This is a genomic window from Candidatus Microbacterium phytovorans, from assembly GCA_029202445.1.
Taxonomy (GTDB): Bacteria; Actinomycetota; Actinomycetes; order Actinomycetales; family Microbacteriaceae; genus Microbacterium; species Microbacterium phytovorans.
In genome coordinates this window covers 1,434,775-1,456,300 of the sequence record CP119321.1, presented here as the reverse complement: position 1 = coordinate 1,456,300, position 21,526 = coordinate 1,434,775, and the positions used below count along the sequence as shown (strand labels likewise).

General features: G+C 71.3%; 15 protein-coding genes and 1 tRNA gene. 12 read left to right on the top strand and 4 right to left on the bottom strand.

Annotated elements, in window-relative coordinates; all coding sequences use genetic code 11:
* The first annotated feature begins 18 nt into the window (after positions 1-18).
* From P0Y48_06940 to P0Y48_06925, 4 genes are all read left to right on the top strand, one after another.
* Complete coding sequence (locus P0Y48_06940) at positions 19-3,312, top strand: DUF5107 domain-containing protein (protein WEK14919.1); 3,294 nt, start codon at positions 19-21, stop codon at positions 3,310-3,312.
* Positions 3,296-4,618 (top strand): cellulase-like family protein, encoded by a 1,323-nt coding sequence (locus P0Y48_06935; GenBank protein WEK14918.1) that lies wholly within the window; start codon positions 3,296-3,298, stop codon positions 4,616-4,618. The genes P0Y48_06940 and P0Y48_06935 overlap by 17 nt, the downstream gene beginning before the upstream one ends.
* Before the next feature lie 13 nt (positions 4,619-4,631).
* Positions 4,632-4,703: transfer RNA gene (locus tag P0Y48_06930), tRNA-Arg, on the top strand.
* Between the two features lie 136 nt (positions 4,704-4,839).
* Positions 4,840-8,586, top strand: a complete 3,747-nt coding sequence (locus tag P0Y48_06925; GenBank protein ID WEK14917.1) for a tetratricopeptide repeat protein — start codon at positions 4,840-4,842, stop codon at positions 8,584-8,586.
* A 29-nt stretch (positions 8,587-8,615) separates the two neighbouring features.
* Here the strand turns inward: P0Y48_06925 and P0Y48_06920 are convergent, their stop codons facing one another.
* On the bottom strand, positions 8,616-9,191 hold the full coding sequence (locus tag P0Y48_06920; protein WEK14916.1) for a WHG domain-containing protein: 576 nt from the start codon (positions 9,189-9,191) through the stop codon (positions 8,616-8,618).
* A gap of 98 nt (positions 9,192-9,289) precedes the next feature.
* On the opposite strand from P0Y48_06920, the gene P0Y48_06915 reads away from it, so the two are divergent.
* On the top strand, positions 9,290-10,009 hold the full coding sequence (locus P0Y48_06915; protein WEK14915.1) for an MBL fold metallo-hydrolase: 720 nt from the start codon (positions 9,290-9,292) through the stop codon (positions 10,007-10,009).
* 216 nt (positions 10,010-10,225) lie between these two features.
* On the opposite strand, the gene P0Y48_06910 is transcribed toward P0Y48_06915, so the two are convergent.
* Complete coding sequence (locus tag P0Y48_06910) at positions 10,226-10,882, bottom strand: NAD(P)H-dependent oxidoreductase (GenBank protein ID WEK14914.1); 657 nt, start codon at positions 10,880-10,882, stop codon at positions 10,226-10,228.
* A 78-nt stretch (positions 10,883-10,960) separates the two neighbouring features.
* On the opposite strand from P0Y48_06910, the gene P0Y48_06905 reads away from it, so the two are divergent.
* Positions 10,961-11,314: a helix-turn-helix domain-containing protein gene (locus tag P0Y48_06905; protein WEK14913.1), complete on the top strand. Its 354-nt coding sequence runs from the start codon at positions 10,961-10,963 to the stop codon at positions 11,312-11,314.
* Positions 11,315-11,461: 147 nt separating this feature from the next.
* On the opposite strand, the gene P0Y48_06900 is transcribed toward P0Y48_06905, so the two are convergent.
* The gene (locus tag P0Y48_06900) at positions 11,462-11,656 is read right to left on the bottom strand and encodes a hypothetical protein (GenBank protein WEK14912.1); all 195 of its coding nucleotides are present in this window, start codon (positions 11,654-11,656) and stop codon (positions 11,462-11,464) included.
* A 134-nt stretch (positions 11,657-11,790) separates the two neighbouring features.
* On the opposite strand from P0Y48_06900, the gene P0Y48_06895 reads away from it, so the two are divergent.
* Positions 11,791-13,314, top strand: coding sequence for a carboxypeptidase regulatory-like domain-containing protein (locus P0Y48_06895; protein WEK14911.1), 1,524 nt, complete (start codon positions 11,791-11,793; stop codon positions 13,312-13,314).
* Between the two features lie 16 nt (positions 13,315-13,330).
* Here P0Y48_06895 and P0Y48_06890 read toward each other — a convergent pair whose 3' ends face one another.
* The gene (locus P0Y48_06890; protein WEK14910.1) at positions 13,331-14,050 is read right to left on the bottom strand and encodes a DUF1684 domain-containing protein; all 720 of its coding nucleotides are present in this window, start codon (positions 14,048-14,050) and stop codon (positions 13,331-13,333) included.
* 110 nt (positions 14,051-14,160) lie between these two features.
* On the opposite strand from P0Y48_06890, the gene P0Y48_06885 reads away from it, so the two are divergent.
* The 5 genes from P0Y48_06885 to P0Y48_06865 are packed head-to-tail and all read left to right on the top strand — an operon-like array spanning position 14,161 to position 21,520.
* The gene (locus tag P0Y48_06885) at positions 14,161-16,950 is read left to right on the top strand and encodes an ABC transporter substrate-binding protein (protein WEK14909.1); all 2,790 of its coding nucleotides are present in this window, start codon (positions 14,161-14,163) and stop codon (positions 16,948-16,950) included.
* A complete protein-coding gene (locus P0Y48_06880) occupies positions 16,947-17,975 on the top strand; it encodes an ABC transporter permease (GenBank protein ID WEK14908.1) in 1,029 nt (342 codons plus the stop codon). The genes P0Y48_06885 and P0Y48_06880 overlap by 4 nt, the downstream gene beginning before the upstream one ends.
* The gene (locus P0Y48_06875; GenBank protein ID WEK14907.1) at positions 17,972-18,823 is read left to right on the top strand and encodes an ABC transporter permease; all 852 of its coding nucleotides are present in this window, start codon (positions 17,972-17,974) and stop codon (positions 18,821-18,823) included. Before P0Y48_06880 ends, P0Y48_06875 begins: the two co-directional genes overlap by 4 nt.
* Positions 18,820-20,436, top strand: coding sequence for an ABC transporter ATP-binding protein (locus P0Y48_06870; GenBank protein WEK14906.1), 1,617 nt, complete (start codon positions 18,820-18,822; stop codon positions 20,434-20,436). The genes P0Y48_06875 and P0Y48_06870 overlap by 4 nt, the downstream gene beginning before the upstream one ends.
* Positions 20,429-21,520: a peptidase C39 family protein gene (locus P0Y48_06865; GenBank protein WEK14905.1), complete on the top strand. Its 1,092-nt coding sequence runs from the start codon at positions 20,429-20,431 to the stop codon at positions 21,518-21,520. Before P0Y48_06870 ends, P0Y48_06865 begins: the two co-directional genes overlap by 8 nt.
* The last annotated feature ends 6 nt before the right edge of the window (positions 21,521-21,526 follow it).

Below are 21,526 nucleotides of genomic sequence, written 5' to 3'. Positions count from 1 at the left end.
AGACCGTAGTTTTGCCAGGTGATCCCCGACGACGTGACTCCGAGCCGCATCGAGCTGCCCGATGCCCCCGCCGATCAGGCCGCGATCCTCGCCGCGGGGGGAGTGGCGTGCTGGAGCGAGCCGCTGTGGATCGACACGTACGAGCCGGGTGAGCCCGACCCGTACCCGCTGTTCCTCGACCGGCGCGTGTACCAGGGGTCGAGCGGGCGGGTGTATCCGCTGCCGATGATCGACGCCGTGTCGCACGAGAAGGCCCCGCGCCGCTGGGAGGCGATCCATCTCGAGAACGCGTACGTGCGGCTGGTGCTGCTGCCGGAGATCGGCGGGCGCATCCACATCGGCTACGACAAGGTCGCCGGGTACGACTTCTTCTACCGCAACAACGTGATCAAGCCGGCGCTCGTCGGGCTTGCGGGACCGTGGATCTCGGGCGGGGTGGAGTTCAACTGGCCGCAGCATCATCGGCCGGCGACGTTCCTGCCGGTCGAGTCCCGCATCGAACGGGAATCCGACGGGGCCGCGGTCGTATGGCACAGCGACCTCGATCCGTTGCAGAGGATGCGCGGGGTGCACGGCATCCGACTGCGGCCGGGATCCTCGCTGATCGAGCTCGAGGCGACACTGCACAACCGCACCGACGTGCCGCAGACGTTCCTGTGGTGGGCGAACGTGGCCGCGCGGGTGCACGAGCGGTATCAGTCCTTCTTCCCCGACGACGTCGCGTACGTGGCCGATCACGCCCGTCGGGCGATCTCGGCGTTCCCTCGCGCGGATCGCCCTTACTACGGGGTGGACTATCCGGCGCTCGCCGCCGAACGGCCCGACGCGGACCGCATCGACATCTACTCGAACATCCCGGTGCCGACGTCGTACATGATCACCGACACCGACGACGACTTCTTCGGTGGCTACGACCACGTCGCCGATGCGGGGTTCGTCCACTGGGCCGATCGTGCCGTCTCGCCCGGCAAGAAGCAGTGGACGTGGGGTGACGGCGAGATCGGTCGTGCCTGGGACGACCAGCTCACCGACGGCGACGGTCCGTACGTGGAGCTCATGGCCGGGGTCTACACCGACAACCAGCCCGATTTCAGCTGGCTGCTGCCGGGTGAGACAAAGCGGTTCCGGCAGTTCTGGTATCCGATCCACGCGACCGGTCCGGCGCGGCAGGCGACGACGGACGCGGCCGTCGGCGTGGAGTCCGTGGCGGGCGGAACCCGGGTGACGGCCCTCACGACGCGACGTCGCGACGGGGCGTCGGTGATCGTCCGTCGCGGCGGCGTGGAGCTCGCCCGCTTCGATGCCGAGCTGGGGCCGGACCGTCCGTTCGCCGCGGTCGTCGACGTCGACGCGGATGCCGCGGGCCTCGAGGTCGAGGTGACGGATGCCGGTGGCGTCCTGGTCGTGTGGCGCTCTCGCGCGGGGGAGTCGGCCGCGGCGGAGCCCTGGCTGGCGACGGCCCCGCCGCCGCCGGCGGACATCGCGTCGGGTGACGAGCTGTACAGCACTGCCGTGCATCTGCTGCAGTACCGGCATCCGTCGCGGTCGGCCGTGCCGTATCTGCGGGAGGCGCTGCGGCGTGACCCGGGCGACGTGCGCGCGTCGACGGCGCTCGGTGCCTGGCACCTGCACCGCGGGGAGTACGCGGAGGCGGCGGCGGCGCTCGATGCGGCGCTCGCACGGCAGACGCGCCGGAACCTGAACCCCCGCGACGGGGAGACCGTGTACCTGCGGGCGCTCGTCGCCGAGCGGCTGGGCGACGACGACGGTGCCGACCGGTGGTTCGCGAAGGCCGGCTGGAACCTCGCGTTCGCCGGAGCTGCGGCGCTCGGCCGGGCGCGGATCGCGCTGCGGGCGGGGCGTGCGGCGGCGGCGCTGCGGCTGGCGCGGGAGGCGGGGGATATCCCCGAGGCGCGGCGCTGGGAGGCGCTGGCGCTCGCCCGGTGCGGTGAGGCGGGAGCGGCCGAGGCGCTGGAGGCGCTCGCGGCATCCGACCCACTCGACCCTGTGACGCGTGCGCTGCGCGGCGACGCGCTGTCGCTCGACGCGAAGATGCCGCTCGACGTGGGGGCGGAGCTCGCGCGTGGCGGAGCGTTCGACGAGGCGCTCGCCGCGACGGCGGTCGTGTCGGAGGCGACGCCGGCCGCGGGCCGGGCCGGACCCCTCCGCGGATATCTACGTGCGCTGTGGCTCGATCGCGCCGGTCGTCCCGCCGAGGCAGCGGCCGAGCGTGCCGCGGCGCGGCGGGAACCCACCGACCTCGCGTTCCCCGCGGGGCTCGACCAGTACGACGCGTTGGTCGCGGCCGTCGAGGCCGACCGGACGGATGCCGTGGCCGCCGGTCTCCTCGGCATGTGGCTGCTCGACGCGGGACGTACGGCCGAGGCCCGCGTGCACTTGGGTGCGGCGGCGGATGCCGGGTCGACCGATCCCGTCGTGTGGCGCAATCTGGCGATCGCCCTCGTGGCGGCGGACGGCGACGAGGAGGCCGCCGACGCGGCTCTCGCCCACGCCCTCGACCTTCGCGCGGATGCGCGGCTCGTGTTCGAACGCGATGTGCTCGCCATTCGTCGCCGGCTCGGGGCGGCCGAACGGCTCGCGCTGATGGAGCGGCACCACGACCTCCTGGGTCGACGTGACGATCTCGCGGTGCGGCACGCGACGCTGCTGATGGATGCCGGTCGCCTCGATGAGGCCTGGCAGCTGCTCACGACGCGTCGGTTCCGTCCCTTCGAGGGCGGGGAGGGGCAGGTGATCGCCGCGTTCGACCGGGCATCGTGCCGGCGTGCCGAGGCGCTGCTCGCGCAGGGCGCGCCGGAGGCGGCGGCCGAGCTGCTGGAGGGAGGCTTCACGCCGCCCGCGTCGCTCGGGGAGGGGCGGCATCCGGCGGAGCGTCCCGTGGAGCGGTGGGTGCTGCTCGGCCGTGCGCGCGCGGCGGCCGGTGACCACGCCGGTGCCGAGCAGGCATGGCGGGCGGCTGTCGCGCCGACGCCGCTGGCGGTCGCCGAGCGTCCCGCCGACGCGTCGACCTTCTGGCGCGGCGTCGCCTTCCTGCATCTCGGTGACGCGCAGGCGGCGGAGGCGGAGTGGCGTGCGCTCGATGAGCGAGCGGCGGAGCTTCGCGCGTCGCCCGACGAGGTCGACTACTTCGCGACGTCCGTACCCGAACTGACGCTCTTCGACGTGGGCACGGCCGGAGTGCGGGCGGCAGCGGCCGACGAGTTGGCGCGGCTGGCGGCGGAAGGGCGAGGGCAGCAGGCCGACGGCATCCGCTCTGTCGTCGCGGCCGGGCAGGATGGGAACCGTGGCTGAGCGATATCTGGGGAGCGGCACGATCGAGGTCGACGAGCGCCCCCTCACGGGGCCGGTGCCCGCACACCTGCCGCCGCGGCTGACGATCACGCTGTGGGACTTCAGCTGGTACACCCGCGCCGGTGCCGGCGAGCCGTTCGAAGACATCGTGGCGGCCGTCGCGGATGCCGCGAGCCTCGGCTACAACGCGATCCGCATCTGCGCGGCACCGTTGCTGCTGTTCGGCGGACTGGGCCTCGACGACCTTGCCACCGAGCTCGAGATCGAGGGCCTCGGAGCCGCACCCGGTGGGGGGATCTTCGGGCAGCGCACACGCTGGTACGACACCCCCGGCGGGTACGCGATCGACGTGCGCGCGCGGCTGCGCGAGCTCTTCGCGGCCGCCGAGGCGCACGGCATGGTCGTCATCCTCGCGAGCTGGGAGTACCAGCAGTCGCCCTCGTTCGCGCGTTCGCCGCGGTGGTTCGAGGCGATCGACGCCGTGCCGCTCCGCGACCGCTACCGCGTGCTGGCGGATGCCTGGGATCGCATGATCGAGTGGCTCACGGCCCTCGGGCACCGCGACCGCATCGCCCTCGTCGAGCTGCACAACGAGGTGGACTTCTCGATCCTGCCGGCCCTCGGCGACGGGGGAGCGGTGGAAATCCGGCGGCTGCGGGAACGGCATCCCGACCTGCTCGTCACCGCGAGCTACGGCAAGCCGCCGCACCTCGACATGCACAGCCTCCCCGACGGGCTCGGCGCCGCGCAGTTCCACGTGTACAGCTACGGGGTGCTCGACGCGCTGCAGCAGCAGGTCGACATCCGGTCGGAGGGGAGCGAAGGCTTCCCGAACGCGGCGCTGCGGGCGCTGCTGCGCGACGATGCGCCGTCGGTCGCCGACTACGGTCGTGCCGCCGACTGGAAGTACCGCGCCACCGTCATCACCGACCAGATGGTCTACGGGTACGACTGGGTCGACCCGCAGAAGTGGGATGCCTGGCTCACCGCGCACTATCCGCCCTACGAGCACGTGATGCGTCGCGAGATCGCCTCACGCACCATCGCGATCGCGCGCTGGGCGCGGTGGCAGCAGGTTCCCGCGATCGTCGGCGAAGGGTGGGTCGGCTACACGCCGCTCCACGGCCAGTTCGAAGAGGGCCACATCGGCCGCGCGCTCGCCGAACACGGAGTGCGCACCGCCCTCGAGCACGGCGTGTGGGGAGTGGTGCTGTGCTCCAACGCCGCACCGCATCACCCCATGTGGCAGCTGCGGGAGTGGCAGGCGGCGCTCAACGCCGAGATCCTCGCCGCCGACGCCCGATAGACTCGAGATGCCAGCCTCTGTAGCTCAATGGAAGAGCAGTTCCGTCCTAAGGAAACGGTTGGGGGTTCGAGTCCCTCCAGGGGCACCGTTGATCTGTGCGCCAGCCGGTCGCCGAACGTCACCGTAGGCTCCGCACATGAGACGGCGCCGGCGGCGACCCGCCCGCCTAGTTCACCGCGCCCGCTACTCTGATCCCACACGACACCGGGGTGGGGATGCCGATGAGTGACACGGGGGTGGAGCCGGCCTTCGTCGGCGCCGGGCGCCGGGCGATCGTCGATGGGTTGATCGCAGCGTTCGACCAGGTGCGCACCACCGAGCGGCCGCTGTGGGTGTCGATCGAAGCCCCGTCGGGGTGGGGAAAGACGCGGATCGCCCGCGAGTTCTATGCCCGGCTGGCATCCGAGCGGCAGTCCGATCCGCCCTACTGGCCGGGGTCGATCCTCGACGGCGCTTCCGACGTGCAGTTTCGGCGGAAGCGGGTGCACCCCACCGTCACGCACGTCGCGGGGAGCCTCCCCGACTTCATGTGGTGGGGGATCTCCTGCTCCCTGCGCGACGGCGTCGCGTCGGCGGTGCTCACGGAGGACATGGGACAGTTCCGCGCCCACGCCGCCTACCTCGAAGATGCCTGGCGCACACGCGCCCCGCGCAGCTCGCGCATCACCGCGGGACTGCGCGCGTTCGGGGGTGCGGCCGTCGACGAAGCCGCGATGGAGGTCGCCGGCCAGGTGGTCGAGTCGGTCGTGGGCGCGGCGATCCCGGGTCTCGGTCTGGTCCGCTGGCTGGGGGAGCGAAGCGTCGATGCCATCCGCGACACCGCCGCCCGGCGCGAGCGCCTGTCGTCCGAGGCTCCGGTGATGGCCGCGACGGACTTCGTCGACGAAGCGGTCGCACTCGTCTCGCGTCTCGCGATCCCCGAGCTTCCCGTCGTGGTCTTCGTCGAAGATCTGCACGACGCCGATCCGACCCTGGTGGAGATGCTCGTCGCGCTCGCGTCGCGGCCCGGTGCGGTGCTCGTCGTCTCGACCTCGTGGCCGGGGAGCACCGAAGCGAACCCGGCCGTCGCGGCCGCCTTCGCCCAGCTGGAGGAGAGCGTCATCCGCGTCTCGCATCGGTCGGGAGTACTGCCGATGCCGTTCCGTCCCGAGGCGACGCTCGACGAACTGGATGCCGCGGCACTCGGTCAGATCGTGCGGTTCACCTATCCGGAGGTCGAGGCGGAGACGCTGCAGCGGATCGTTGAGCGCTACCCGAACCCGCTCGCCCTGGAGCTGTTCTGCGAGCTTCCGCGCATCCGACGCCGCAGCAAGGACGGTGCGCTCACCCTCTCCGCGGCCGCGGTCGCCGAAGCGCCGGGTGAGATCCGCGGGCTCTATCAGGAACTCTGGCGGGAGCTGCCGGAGCGGCTGCGTGAAGCGCTCACCCTCGCCGCGTTGGGCGCCCCCGCACGGATCGGCGAGGCGGGCGTTTCGTCGCACTGGCATACGACACTGCTTCTCGAGGCGCTCCACGAACTGGACTGGCCGAGCGTCGACGACATCGCCGCGGCTCTCGACTTCGACGCAGGTGCGTACGCTTGGGTGAGAGAGGTCAGCGGGATGCTCCGCGCATTCCACGAGCCGGATCAGATCATGATCGCCGCCGAGGACGACCGTTTCCTCTCTACCGAGGACCGGATCGAAGTTCGGACCGCGCTCGCGCAGGCCGTGACGCGGCTCGCCGACGGATCCGCGCCCGCGGAGACGGTCGACGAGGCGCTCCACCTGGCCGACCTCGTCGGCGTGCTCTTCGCAGAGGGGTTCCTCACCGACTCCACCGCGCTGGCAGTGGCGACGCTGCCCGCGCTGCGCATCCTCGCCACGCAGCCGCGCGAACTTCGCCGCACGATCGACATGGCGACGCGGGTCATCGACGCCCTGGGTGGTCCGGAGAGCCTGAGGGGGGCTGAGAACCTGAGAGGGGCCGACAACTCCGCCGCTCTCGAGGTGTGGGACATCCGGGGCGACGCTCAATACGACCTCGGTTTGGCAGCCGACGCCGAGCGGGACTATCGCGTCTTGGTCGACATCTTGACGGGCCTGCACGGCCCCGATCACCCGTCGGTGCTTCGCATGAGAGAAGGTGTGGTCCGGGCCGTGGGTGCTGCGGGTCGGGTCGAGGAGGCGCTACGTGCAGCGCAGACGCTGGTAGACGACCGAAGCCGCGTACTCGGCCGCGACCACAGCCACACCCTCCGCTCGCGTGCGACTGCGGCGCACTTGCTCGGGCAGATCGGTCGTTACCAGGAGGCACTCGATGCATTCGTGGAGATCCTGGCGGACTCGGAGCGAGTGGGTGTGGACGCCGAGGACCTCCTCGACATCCGGCATTACATCACCGCGACCCTGGACCAACTGGGGCGACTCGACGAGGCGCTCGCCGAGCTCCAAGAGATCGTTCGCCAGCTCCGTCTGACGCGCGACGAAGACGACCCTCGACTGCTGCTCGCGCGCGGAAATCTCGCGGCGACTTACCTTTCGCTCGGGCGCTACGACACCGCATGCACCGAGCTCGTAGACGTCGCGACACGCCGAGCGCGGGTGCTCGGTGATACCCACCCGCACACGCTCGCGACCCGCAGCGCGCTCGCCTACCTGCTCGTCGAGATGGGCAGCGTGGAGGACGGGCTCCGCCTCTATGTGGCGGTATTGACTGACCGGGTGCGGGTGCTCGGGCCCGATCACCCAGAAACCTTGGAGTCGCGCGCCGCCGTGGCGATGACGATGGCGGGCCTTGAACCCCTCCGCGCCGTAGAGTCGCTGGAGTCGGTCGCGCAGGACCGGGTGCGCCTCCATGGTCCGGATAACCCGGAGACCCTGCTGGCACGCTCCTATTTCGCCCGCGCACTGCAGCTGGCCGGTCGCGGGGAGGAGGCCCTCGCGGCGCACCGCCGGCTGCGGCAGGACCGGGTCCGCGTCATGGGCGCGGACTCTGCAGATGCCCTCTCCAGCCGCCACGACATCGCCCTCGCGCTCGAAGCTATCGGCCGCCGCGAGGAGGCACTGGAGGAGTGGCGTGCGCTCCTTGATGACCGTCGCCGCGTGCTCGGCGCAGAACATTTCGACACCCTCGCTACGCGCTACGGCCTCGCCAACGCGCTGCTCTGGGAAGGCCGGTACGACGAGGCGCTCGCGGAGCATCTCTCGGTGCTCGCGCCGAGGGTTGCCACCCTCGGACCCGATCATCCAGACACCCTGTTGAGTCGCTCGGCGATCGCATGGCTCCTTTCCGAACTGGGTCGTGTGGACGAGGCAGTGGTGCACTACGACGGGCTCGTAGAACTGAGTCAGCAAACGTTTGGGCCCGACCACCCGCGCACGCTATCTAGCCGCCACAACCGCGCGTTCGCTCTCGAAGGAGCCGGTCGCGTAGAACATGCATTGGATGAGGCGCGGTCCGTGCTTGCCGATCGCCGTCGCGTACTCGGATCAGCCCACGACGAGACGGTTGAGTCGCTTCATGCGTTGGCGGCGATCGCCTCGCGAGCGGATCTGTCAGGGGAAGCCGCGCAGGTGTACCTCGAGCTGCTCGAGCTCCTCATCGACCGCCTCGGCGACGATCACGCCGAGGTGCTGGATGTCATGACCGTGGCCGGGCGCCTCCTCGTCGACTCCGGCGCGGCCGAGTATGCGGTGCCCCTACATGCGCACGTGCGGGACACGTGCTCCCGAGTGAAGGGCGACGCGGATCCGGAGACCCTGGATGCCGCGGACGATCTGGCGATCGCGCTGCGCAAGTCTGGGCGCCATGACGAGAGTTGCGCGTCGTACGAGTCGTTCCTGCCGACGATGGCCGAGGTGCTCGGCGAGACGCATGCCAGCTATCAGTACTCGCTGGCGGGGTATGCGAGCGCGCTCCGCCTCGCAGGCCGCGAGGTCGAGGCGGACGCCATCGACGCGCGGCTGGCCGTGAACGACGGGGAGTAACGGCGCCGCCGACGACGCGCCCGCCTAGCTCACCGCGCCCGCCCGCTCCCGAGGGCCGCGGCGATCCGCTCGATCCCGTACGCGAACGCCTCATCGACGTCGCCGCCGAGGCGGAACGCGCCGGCGAACTCCATGCTGATGAAGCCGGTCGCCCAGGCGGTGACGGTGCGCGCAGCGGGGAGGGCCTCGTCCGGTCCCACGAGCTCGGCGGTCGTCTCCAGCAGGGTCCGCACGGCGACGGCGCGCGCATCGTCGTCGAGCGCGACGGTCTCGGCCGGGGGAGCGAACACCAGCCGGTACCGCTCGGGCCTGGCGTGCGCGTAGGCGCGCAACGCGTGAGCCAGCTGCACGAGACGCTCCGCGGGATCGTCGGATGCCACGGCCGCCGCGGCGGTCAGGCGCTCGCCGAGGTCGCCGGCGGTGGCGGCGGCGATCATGCCGAGGAGCTCGTCGCGGTCGCGCACGCGCTTGTACAGCGACGGGGGACGCACGCCGACGCGCGCGGCGACGGCCTGCATCGTGAGGCCCGCGAGCCCGGCCTCGTCGAGGATGCGGGAAGCGGCGTCGACGATCTCCTCGACAGACGTGCGTGCGGGTGTCGGCATCCGGGGTCCTTTCGCTGTCCCATCCACTATAGCTATTGACAGTAGCCTTGATGGCTATAGACTGTAGCTATCAACTCGAATCTCCCTCGGAGGGACCCATGCAGCTCGCGCCCGGACTCCACCGCATCGGCAACGACATCGTCGCCGCCTACGCCGTCGTCACCGACGACGGCGTCACGCTCGTCGACGCCGGACTCCCCGGCATGTGGGCCGACCTCCGCGCCGAACTGGCATCCCTCGCGCGATCTCTGAGCGACATCCGCGGCGTCATCCTCACTCACGGCGACAGCGATCACGTCGGCTTCGCGGAGCGGTTGCGTCGCGACCACGGCGTCGCCGTGTACGTCCACGAAGCCGACGCCGGCCGCGCCCGCGGCGAGAAGCCGCCCGCAACGCCCTGGCCGAAGATGCGACTGCTCCCCACGCTCGGCTTCCTCGGCTACTCGCTCCGCAAGGGCGGCGCACGCACGCACCACCTCACGAAGGTCGTGGAGATCGCGGGGGAGACCGTTCTCGACCTCCCGGGCGCGCCCCGCATCATCCCGCTGCCGGGTCACTCGCCGGGTAGCATCGCCGTCCATGTCCCGTCGGTCGGCGCCCTCTTCGTCGGCGACGCGCTCACCACGCGTCACGTCACCACCGGTCGCGTCGCCCCGCAGCCCGCCCCCTTCACCGACGACCCCGCCGGAGCACTCGACGCGCTCACACGACTCGAGGGCGTGGATGCCGCGTGGGTGCTCCCCGGCCACGGCGCCCCCTGGTCCGGTGGTGTCGGCGATCTGGTGCGGCGCGTGCGGTCTGACGCCGCGGCATCCTGACCCCTCGCGGCGCCGCGCGTGCGCCAGCCCCTCGCCGCCGCCGCGAGAATGTGGCGCAATCGGTGGCTGCGCGGGGTGGGATGCCGCACCTTGCGCCACCTCCTCCACGTGGCTGCGCGCGGATGTGGCGCAATCGGTGGTTACGCGGGGTGGGATGCCGCGTGTTGCGCCACCTTCTCCCCGCGGCCCGCTAAGCCCGCCACCACAGCCCGCGCGTCAGGCGGCGGACTCACCCTTCGCGGCGGCGAGCTCGCGCCCGTAAGCCACGGCCTCGACCTCGGCCTTCGCCTTGAGGGCGGCTGCGGCATCCGTGAAGGCATCCAGCGCCGGGTTCACACCGACGAGCGTGAACGGGCGTTCCACGACCCGCAGGTCGAGGCCCCAGACGTCCTCGAGCACGCGGCGGAGCCACCCGGTGGAGTGATCCCAGCCCTCCTTGGGCGTGCCGGGTGCATAGTTTCCGCCGAGCACCGTGACGAGGGTGGCGGGCTTGCCGCGGAGAGCAGTGCCCTGCGGGTCGATGCGCGGATCGGTGTAGGCCAGGTCGAACCAGGCCTTGAAGTGCTGCGAGACGCCGTAGTTGTAGAGGGGCACCGCGAACAGCAGTGCGTCGGCCCCGATGAGTTCGTCCGCGAACGTCGTGGCGAGAGCCTGCGCCTCGCGCTGGCGTTCGGTGCGCTCGTCGTCGGCCACGAACTTCGCCGTCACGACGTCTGCCCAGGCGGTCGCCGGCACCGGGTCGGTGGCGAGGTCGCGCCGGGTGACCGTGGAGTCGGGGTGTGCGGCGACCCACTCCTGCTCCACGAGGTCGGCGAGCGAACGGCTGGCACTCGAAGCGGGGAGGATGCTGGCATCCAGGCGGAACAGCGACATGACACTCCTATCAAGAAATCAAAGCCGCTAAGAAAAGCAGAGCGACTAGCGAGACTCTAGCACGGGTATTCTGGGGTCGTGCCCGAACCGACGCCCGACGCTGAGCACACCGCGTGCGACGCCGCGGTGACGCTCGCCTTCTCGGTGCTCGGCAAGCGCTGGAACGGCATGATCCTGTCGTCGCTGGGCTCCGGCGCCACGACGTTCGTGGGGCTGAGGCGTGCCGTGTCGGGCATCAGCGACACGGTGCTGTCCGATCGGCTGGCCGAACTGGCATCCGCCGGCCTCGCCGCCCGTTCCGTCGACGCCGGCCCGCCGGTCTCGGTGTCGTACGAACTCACGGATGCCGGACGCCGCCTGCTCCCCGTGCTCGATCAGCTCGGCGCCTGGGCGCGCGACAACCTCGCCCCCGCCGAGCCCTCGCACTCCTGACACTCGCACCGTGCGCCACGTTCTCCACTCGGCGCCGCGCGAATGTGACGCAATCGGTGGTTAGGCGAGCCGGGATGCCACCGCTTGCGCCACGTTCTCCACGGCGCGCCACGCGAAGGTGGCGCAACCCGCGCCTACGCGAGCGCCTCAGGCGGGGGGAGTCCGGGCGGGAAGCGCAGGCCAGACCACCAGCAGGAACACGGAGATCGGCCCGAGGAACGCCGTCAGCAGGAACCAGAACCACGGGGAGCGGTTGCGCGTGCGCGCGTAGCCGCCCGCGAGGATCGCCACCGACAGCCACATGGCCGAGACGAGCGGGGTCAGAGAGGTGACTTCCTGCATACTTCGACCCTAGCGAGCGCTTGTCGTCGCGCCCGCCGAGCCGATAGCGTGGCGACGTTGCCGTGAACTGCTGGGGAGCGCGGCGGCTTCTGGGGGGAAGCATGGGAACGCTCGCGCGCGCGAAGTCCACGGTCATGGCCGTCACATCCATCGTTCTGGCGGCGCTGGTCGTCTCGGGGTCGGCGGCTCCGGCATCCGCTGCCGACACGGCATCCATCTCGGGCACGGTGCGTGCCGAGGGTGGCGCACCGATCGCGGGCGCCTACGTGACGCTCTTCGCGGAGGAGTCGGGGGGCTGGGGCTACGTCACGAGCAAGACCACGGATGCCTCGGGCACCTATTCGTTCCCGGGGCTCGCCGCCGATGACTACACGCTCCAGTTCGCTCCGGCCGACGGGCAGAACTATCTCGCCGAGTACTGGGACGACAAGCCCGACCTCGATGCCGCCACGACGATCGCGCTGGCCGCCGGCCAGGCGCGCGGGGGAGTCGCGGCGACGCTGGCTGCGGGCGCTACCATCAGCGGCACGGTGTCCACCGAGTATCTCGCCGGCGGTCCGAGCGAGATCGCCGCGGCGTGCGCGTTCGGTCAGAGCACAGACACCGTCGCATGCGACTTCGACATCGCCGCGAGCGGCGCGTACACGATCGTGGGACTCCCCGCCGACACGTACAAAGTGTCCTTCGGCGGCCAGGGCGGATGCGGCGAGTTCGAGGTCGGCGACGGGTGGCTCTGGTCGTGCCGCCGCGCCGTGTACTGGGAGCAGAAGCCCAGCGAGCAGTCGGCCACGATCCTGACGCTCGCACACCAGCAGCAGCTCACCGGGGTGAACCAGGACTTCGACTACGCCAACGGCATCCTCATCTACCCGAAGATCACGGGCACCGCCGCTGTCGGCAAGACGCTGAAGGCCGCGCGCGGATCGTGGGATGCCGGAACCGCCGTGCGCTACCAGTGGCGCGCGAACGACGTGCCCATCAAGAACGCGACGAGCTCGTCGCTGACGCTCACCTCCTCGCAACTCGGCAAGCGGATCAGCGTCTCCGTGTTCGGGCGCACCCGCCCGGCCACGAGCCCCGAGTCCTACGACACGTGGGAGAGCACCGGCTGGACCATGGATGCCAGGGTCGCCGCCGGCACGCTGGCATCCGCGAAGCCCGCGGTGTCGGGGACGGTCGCGGTGGGCAGCAAGCTGTCGGTCAAGAAGGGCACGTGGACCAGCGGCACGACGTTCACCTACCGCTGGTACGCGAACGGATCGGCGATCTCGAAGGCGACATCGTCAACGCTCACGCTGACGAAGTCGCTGGCCGGCAAGAAGATCTCGGTGAAGGTCACTGGCACCCAGAAGGGGTACACGACCACGTCGCACACGTCGTCGTCGACGGCGAAGGTCATGACCGCCGGTACGCCGTCGATCTCGGGCACGGCCGCCGTGGGCAAGAAGCTCACGGCGAAGTCGGGAACGTGGACGTCGGGGACGACCTTCTCGTATCAGTGGTACGCGAGCGGCAAGGCGATCAGCAAGGCGACGAAGTCGACGCTGACGCTGTCCTCGTCGCTGCGGGGAAAGACGATCACGGTGAAGGTGACCGGTAAGAAGTCGGACTACGCGACCGTCGCGAAGTCCTCGAAGGCCACCGCCCGGGTGCGCTGACCTCGGCCGACGGCGGTCAGCGCACGAGCGCTTCGCCGGCCCGCACGGGAACGCCCAGCCGGTTGCTCGGCGCGGGAAGCACGCACACGTAGTGGTCGGAGAACGCGCACGGCGGCAACGTGGCGCGGTTGAGGTCGACGACGACCGTGCCGTCGGCGTCGGGCGGGGCCGTGCGCAACTGCCGGAAGTAGTGACTCTCCGCGCCGCTCGTGGCATCCGCGAACACGGCGAACAGCGACCCGTCGTCCATCCGGTCGACGGCGAGGCTCACGAGGGCTCCCTCCCACTCGAAGGCCAGGATGCCGTCGCGCACCGCGGTCGAGCGATGCCCGTCTACCGAGACGGTGGTCACCGCGCCGGCGGGTGTCGGCTGGTAGACCCCGCGGAGCACGGCGTCGGGATCGTAGGGGAAGCGATCGATGGTGGAGATGCCGCGCTCCGCCGCGGCGCGGGGATGGAGCGCGCGCACGGCGATCATCCCGTCGCGTGCGAAGCCGCGCAGGAGCAGGTCGCCGCGGTGCAGCTCCTCGCCTGGCCGCAGCGTGATGGTGCCGCCCTCGAGGTCGCCGATCGCTGCGCCGTCCGCCGCGTGCCAATGTCCGGGCAGTCCGTCGAAGGTGCGCGGCGTGCCGTCGAGCCAGTGCGTCGCGGCGAGAGAGGCGATCCCGAACGCGCCCCACACCGCGGCATCCCGGTTCTCGCGCCACGCGCGGTCGTCGCCGTGCTGGTCGTCCATCGGGCCTCCCGGGTCTGTGTGGTCCCACTCTGCGACACGGTGTGTCGCCGCGTGTCAGATCGAGACATTCTGTTACACCATCGAAATCAAGACATGAATAGCATGCCCCTATGGAGCAAGAGAACGCACCCGGGGGAGTGCCCACCGACATCGACGTCGACGCCCTCACCCGCGCCCTCGACGTGCATTCGCTCCGCATCCTCGTCGCCATCGACCAGACCGGAACGATCAGCGCCGCCGCTCGGTCGCTCGGCTTCTCACAGCCGACGATCACACAGCACGTGCAGCGCCTCGAGGCACGCCTCGGCGCGAGTCTCGTCGCGCGCACCGCGCGCGCCGCACGCCTCACCCCGGTAGGAAAGCTTCTCGCCGCGCATGCCCCCCGCATCGACGCGAGCCTCACCGCCGCGGCGACCGAGCTCGCCCGAGTGCTCGGTCGCCGCGCCGACACCGTGAGGTTCGCCGCTCCGGCCGACCTCATCGCGCCGGCGCTCGCGCCCGCCCTGGGGCGCCTCTCGGCCAGCCGCCCCGACGTCGCGACGACGATCATCGAGGCCGCCGACGCCGCCGAGGCCTTCGCGATGGTCCGCGACGGTCGCGCCGACATCGCGGTCACGAGCGAGGTCGCGCCGCGCGACGACCGCGCCGCCGCCACCCGCCGGCGGGGCCTTCGATCGATCTTCCTCTTCGCCGAGGAGATCGTCGCGCTGACCACCGTCGACGTCGCATCCGTCGCCGGCCGCGTCGACCCGCTTCTCCTGTCGACCGGCCCCTGGGTCACGGGCGCGGGCACCTGCACCGACCCGATCGCGCGCCTCATCGGCCGTTCGTCGAGAGAGGGCGACGTCGCCGTGTCGCTCCCCGCGGCGGCGGTCGCCCTGGCCGCCCACGGCGTCGGTACCGTCTTCCTCCCCGAGGGTGCGCTCGCGGGTGCCGGGATGCCGGCGAACGTGCGGATGCTCGGACTCGCCCCGGCCGTCACCCGCCGCACCGTGGCCACCACGCTCGTCGAGGCCGCCACGATCCCGGCTGTGGCCGAAGCGCTCCGGCTGCTCGCGACCCACCGCCCCTCGACCGCCGACATCGACGCCCTCGTCGACGCGCGTCGCCGCAGCACGGGGCACCGCGCCCGGTTCGCCCCCCAGACCCTCTCCCCGCAGACCTTCTCTCCGCACCACCCGAGCACTCCGCACCACCCGAGCACACCGCACCACCCGAGCACACCGCACCACCCGAGCACACCGCAACTCACACCCGACTCGACCCTCACAGAGGAGACCGACGCCATGCTCTCGTCACCCACCACCCGCCTGGCCGCCGCCGGCGCCGCAGCCGCCGCGAGCGTGCTGCTGCTGTCGGCGTGCACCACCCCCGCCGCGCCCACGCCCGAGAAGTCCGTCGGCGCCGACACCGGCGCGGAGATCGACAGCATCGCGGTTGCGCTCCCCGGGTCGCTGTCGAACCTCTACGTCGGCCAGGAAGCCGGCATCCTGAACTACTACATCGCCTCGATCGCGCAAGAGGGTCTCGTCTCGATCGACGCGCAGGGCCGCGTGCAGCCGGGGCTCGCCGAGTCGTGGGAGCAGACCGACGACGTGACCTACGTTTACGAACTGCGCGACGACGCCCTCTTCCAGGACGGCACACCGGTGACCGCGGACGACGTCGTCTTCAGCCTTGAAGAAGCCCGCGACGAGACGGCCTCGCCGGGACTTGCGTACTACCTGAGCGGCGTCGACACGATCGAGAAGACCGGCGAGTCCGAGGTGACGATCACCCTGAACGCGCCCGACCCGGCCTTCTCGGCGAACATGAGCAGCGGCGGCGCCGCGTTCATCACGTCGCAGAAGTTCTGGGAGGAGCACGATGGCAAGGTCGGCACCTCCGACGCTCTGCTGCTGGGCACCGGCCCCTACCAGGTGACCGAGTTCGTGCCCGACTCCCACGTGACGCTCGAGCGCGTCGACACGTGGTGGGGCGAGCTGCCGAAGGTCAAGGAGATCAAGGTCTCCTTCATCCCCGACGAGTCGACCCGCCTGCTGGCCGCCCAGTCCGGCGACATCGACGTCGCGTTCAACGTCCCGCTGGCGCAGGCCGCGCAGTGGGAGAAGCTCGACACGATGCGGGTCGACTACATCAACGACCTCTCCTACGTCGGGCTCTACTTCAACACCAGCGTCGCCCCCTTCGACGACCCGAAGGTGCGGGAGGCCGTCGCGCACGCGGTCGATCGCGACGCGTACGTGTCCTCGCTCCTGCGCGGCCACGGCGAAGCGGCGACCGCCATCATGACCCCCGAGTCGCTCGGCAAGGCGTACGACGCCGACGCCGCCCGCGAGAAGCTCGCGTCGATCCCGCAGTGGGACTTCGACCTGGATGCCGCAGCCGCCGCACTGGCGGAGTCCGGCTCCCCGGACGGCTTCGAAGCCGAGCTGCTCACGCCGAACACGGGACCGCAGCTGGGATCGGCCGCACAGGCCCTCGCCCAGAACCTCGCCGACATCGGCATCACCCTGAACGTGCGCGAGGTGCCCATCGAGGAGTGGCTTGCGAGCCTCGACGCCTCCAGCGACCACGGCATCAACCTCATGTGGTACTTCTCGACGCTCGGCGACCCCGCCGAAGTGCCGAGCTACCTGCTGGGCGCCGGCAACCCCGCCGCGTACGACAACCCCGCCGTCACCGACCTCCTCGCCCAGGCGGGTGCCACCGCCGACCCGGCGGCGCGCATCGACCTGCTCGTCGAGGCCGAGACGCTGCAGGCGCAGGATGCCGTCAACGTCCCGCTCTGGTGGGGTCAGTCGGCCACCGCGTTCGCGAACGACCTGGGCATGAACGACTACAGCTCGTTCGCGTTCATCTCGTCGTGGCCGACGCAGCTGTACCGGGCGGCGGAGTGACCTCCACTTCTGTGTTCCGAGCGCGCGCGGCGCGGGCCCGTTCCCTGGGGCGGCTCCTCGCGGTGCGCGTGCTCGGCACGCTCGGCGTTCTGCTGGCGCTGTCGATCGTGATCTTCTCGCTCATGTACCTCGCCCCCGGCGACCTCGTGAAGAATCTGCTCGGCAACCGGCCGGTCACCCCCGACGCCGTCGCGGCCGTGCGGGCGCAGTACCACCTCGACGATCCCGTCGTCGTGCAGTACCTGCGCTGGCTCGGCGGATTCGTCACCGGCGATCTCGGCACGTCGATCCGGCTGCAGATCCCGGTGGCAGACGCGATCGCGGCGCGCCTGGGCATCACCCTCGCGCTCTGCGGGTTCGCGTTCGCGCTCGCGCTCGCCGTCGCCGTGCCGCTGGGGGTGCGCAGCGCCGTGCGCCCCGGGGGAGTGCTGGACCGCGTGGCCAACGTGTTCGCCATCGTGGGACTGAGCGCGCCGACCTTCGCGGTCGGGCTGCTCCTGCTGTACGGGCTGGCGTACTACGTGCCCCTCTTCCCCGTCTACGGCGCGGGTGACGGCGGGCTCGACACGCTCCACCACCTGGTGCTCCCCGCCGTGACCCTCGCGCTCGGACTGGGTGCCATCGTCCTCAAGCTGACGCGCACCGCGATGCTGCGGGAGCTGGCCACCGACTACGTCACCGCCGCGCGGGCTCGAGGTCTGGCCGACGCGACCGTTCATCGCATCGCGCTGCGCAACGCCGCCATCCCGATCGTCACGGGCGCGAGCCTCGTGCTCACCTTCCTCGTCGGGGGCACGGTGCTCGCCGAGACGACCTATGCCCTGCCGGGCCTCGGCACACTGCTGCAGGATTCCGTGCTCTTCAAGGACATCGCGGTCGTCCAGTCGCTCACTCTTCTGGTGGCGATCGTGATCGCCGTCATCGCCCTGCTGGCAGATCTCGCCTACCTCGTGCTCGACCCCCGCGTGCGTGCCACGGGCGCCCGGTCCGTCGCCCCGACCGTCGCCGTGGAGAGTGCCGCATGACCGCCGCGATCGCCCTCATCTCCACCCCCACCCGCCGCCGCGCGCCCTGGGCGATGGTGATCGTCGGCGCGTTCCTCGTCGTGATCGCCGTCCTGGCGGCGACGGGTGTGCTGCTGTTCCCGGATGCCATGCGGCAGGACATCCTGGCGAGCCTCCTCCCGGCGGGGAGCGAGGGGCATCCGCTCGGTACCGACGAGCTCGGACGCGACGTGCTCGCCATGACGGTCGCGGGCACCGCCTCCTCGGTCGTCGGGCCCGTGCTGGTGGCCCTGGGGTCCATGCTCTGCGGAATCGTGCTCGGCACCCTCGCCGGCTACGAGCGGGGCTGGCTCGACTTCGCGATCGGTCGGTGGACCGACCTGCTCCTCGCCCTGCCGGTGCTTCTGGCGGCGATCGTCGTGTCGGGGGTGCTCGGCGGCGGCTACGCCGTGACCGTCATCCTTCTCATCGTGCTGTTCTCGCCCTCCGACATCCGGATCGTGCGCGCGGGGGTGCTGGAGCAGACCGCCCGCCCCTACATCGAGGCGGCGCAGATGCTGTCGCTGTCGCGCTGGCGCGTGATGTTCCGCCACATCCTGCCGAACGTGTCGACTCTCGTGATCACCAACGTCATGCTGAACACGGCCTTCGCGCTCGTGGCGTTCTCCTCGCTGTCGTTCCTCGGCGTCGGGGTATCGCCCGGCGTCGCCGACTGGGGACGGCAGCTCACCGACAACAGGGCCATCATGTTCGACAATCCCACCGCCGTCATCGTCCCGGCGCTGCTCATCATCCTCGTCGCCTGCGCGGTCAACGTGCTGGGCGACTGGCTCGGAGAGCGCCTCTCGCGGACGGGGGCGGCCGCATGAACGGCGTCACGATCCGCGGCCTGGCCGTCACCGGGCCGGGCGGCGACACCGTCGCACCCTTCGACGCCGACGTCCCTGCCGGTGGCATGCTGGCGGTCATCGGCGAGTCGGGCTCGGGCAAGACCCTGTCGGCCAAGTCGCTCGTCGGGCTCCTGCCGCGCGGCTTCCGCGCGCGCGGCACCCTCAGTGTGGGCGAGCGCGAGATCGACCTCGCGACGCCACCCGCCCGATGGTCCGGCATCCGGGGCCGCGTGGTCGCGCTGCTGCTCCAGGACCCGTTCACGAGCCTTTCGCCCGTGCATCGCTGCGGGGATCAGATCGCGTGGACGATCGAAGCGGCCCGCGGAGTGCGCCTGCGCGGACGCGAGCGTCAGGATGCCGTGGCGCGCCGACTCGCGGAGGTGAAGCTTCCCGAGCGGGTCGCCCGCGCCTATCCGCACGAGCTGTCCGGGGGTATGCGTCAGCGCGTCGCGATCGCCGCCGCCGTCGCGAGCGACCCGCAGCTGCTGATCGCCGACGAACCGACCACCGCACTCGACGCGTCCAACCAGGCCGAGGTGCTCGACGCGCTCGGTGCGCTCCAGCGCACGCGTGGCCTCCCCGTCATCCTCATCTCCCACGACCTGGGCGTCGTGCGCGGGCGCGCCGACGAGGTGCTGGTGATGCGCCACGGCGACATCGTGGAGCGAGGCCGCACCGCCGACGTGCTCACGCGCCCGCAGCATCCGTACACCCGCGCGCTCGTCGCCGCCGACCCGGCGCTCACTCCAGTCGCCGACGGCTCGGGGGTGCGCGCGGAGACGGCGGCCGACCCCGACCCCCTCGTGCAGGTGCGCGGTCTCGGGAAGACCTTCGGCGAGCGGGAGGTGCTCCGCGGGGTCGATCTCGACGTCGCGGCGGGGGCGATCGCGGGCATCGTGGGGGAGTCCGGCTCGGGCAAGTCCACCCTCGCGCGCTGCATCGCCGGCCTCGAACAGGAGGATGCCGGCACGATCGCGTTCGGTGGAGCCGCCCTCCCGCCGGGGCGGCGCTCCCGCACGCCCGACCAGATGCAGATCGTCTTCCAAGACCCGTACTCGTCGTTGAATCCGATGATGACGATCGGCGCCATCCTGCGGGAAGCGCTCGATGCCGCCCGCCGGACGCGCCGTTCGACGGAAGCGGGCACCGACGTCGACACCGTCGCGAGCCTGCTCGAAACCGTCGGGCTCGACCCCGCCTTCGCCTCACGCCGGCCGTCTGATCTGTCCGGCGGACAGCGTCAGCGGGTGGCGATCGCACGCGCCCTCGCCCCCCGGCCGCGGCTGCTCATCTGCGACGAGTCCGTCTCTGCGCTGGATGTCTCCGTGCAGGCGCAGATCCTCGCCCTCTTCCGGCGGCTGCGTGAGGAACGCGGCATCACGATCCTGTTCATCTCCCACGACCTGGCGGTGGTGCGCACCCTCGCCGACACCGTGACGGTGATGTGGGACGGCGAGGTGGTCGAGCACGGCGACTGCGCCGACGTGCTCGGGAACCCTCGGCATCCGTTCACTCAGACCCTCGTGGCCGCCGCGGCCCGCGAGAGCACCACCGCGGCTCGGCCGCACCCTCAGGAGAGCACGCATGACTGACCTCGCCGTCCCGGTGGACATCGTCGTCCACGAAGGCATGGATGCCGTCCGCGCCGCCCTCGATGCCGGCCTCGCCGGTGTCATCGGTGCCGACCGCGTCGCCGGCTGGCTCGCTCCGCGGTCCGCCTACCTCCCACAGCTGTGGGTCGTCGTCGCCGGGGACGAACCGGTCGCCGCGGTGCTCACGACCGGGAGGCCCGCGACGGCGGCCACGACCCTGGTGGAGCCGTGGTGGACGTCGGATTCGGCCCTCGCGGCGATGCTCGACCGTGTCGTCGAGGCCGCGCGCGCACGAGGAGACGTGGCCGTGAAGTGGCGCACTGCGGGAGAGGTGCCCGGCGCGGCGATCAACGCCGGCTTCGCGCCGCTACGCTCACCGCACGGCGCCGTCGGCACCGAGGACACCAGCGGCGCCGTGCGCTGGCTCGTCGAGATGCCCCACGAGGAGCCCGGCTACTACGCGCAGACGACCCTGTTCACGTGCGGCGCCGTCGCCGCGCTCATGGCGGCGGGCCTCCGGGGAGCCGGCGGCTTCACGGGTGACGCGGACGACCGTGACCGGGAGCTGGAGTATTGGCGTCGCGCCAGCAACTTCCCCGCGTGCGAACCGGTGGGGCTCGCGGTGGCCACGGCCGAGCATCTCGGCCACGGCGGTGATCTGCGGCGCGTGGAGGTCGCGCTGGATGCCGACGGGCCCGTGCTCGTGGAGGACTATCGCGGGTTCGATCTGTCGTTCCGCACCGAGTTGCAGTCCGAGTCGCGTCGCCGCGCCGCAGACCTCGGCATCCCGATCTCGTCGGAGCGTGTCACGGTGGCGGAGATCGCCCGCCGCGTCGCGGGTGGGGAACTCGCCCTCCTCCTCATCGACGAAGAGCCGATGCACGGGGAGCACGGCCCCCACTGGGTGCTCGCGCACGCGTCGGACGGCGTGGATGTGGTCGTGATCGAAGATCCGTGGATCAACCGCGACACGGGAGAGACCTGGGTCGACACCCACGAGCTCCCGGTGCGGGCCGCCGATCTCGACCGCCTCGTCCGGTGGTCGGCGACCGGCTACCGCGGAGTGGTGTTCCTCGGCCGCTGAGATCCC